We start from the raw sequence: 231 nt of genomic DNA, 5'->3' as shown, positions 1-231 counted from the left end.
GCGTAAGAGCCGTGCTGAAGAAACCGGCCTGGGCTTCAATGCCCTGTACGAATCGGGCTTCACCCAGGGCACCATTGGTGTCGGTGTGGACGTGATCGGCCTGATGGGCCTCAAGCTCGACAGCGGCAAGGGCCGCGCCGGCACCGGCCTGTTCCCTACTGGTTCCGACGGTCGCTCGCAAGATGACTATTCCAAAGGCGGCGGCGCGGTCAAGTTCCGCATCTCCAACAC

1 protein-coding gene is annotated in these 231 nt (G+C 63.2%); it reads left to right on the top strand.

Annotated elements, in window-relative coordinates; genetic code table 11:
• On the top strand, window positions 1–231 hold a 231-nt coding region (locus AAEY88_RS15710; RefSeq protein WP_350563894.1), incomplete at both ends, for an OprD family outer membrane porin.

This window comes from Psychrobacter sp. CAL346-MNA-CIBAN-0220 (assembly GCF_040309805.1).
Taxonomy (GTDB): domain Bacteria; phylum Pseudomonadota; class Gammaproteobacteria; order Pseudomonadales; family Moraxellaceae; genus Psychrobacter.
Note: the sequence above shows the minus strand (reverse complement) of the source record. Positions and strands in the feature narration are given on the sequence as shown.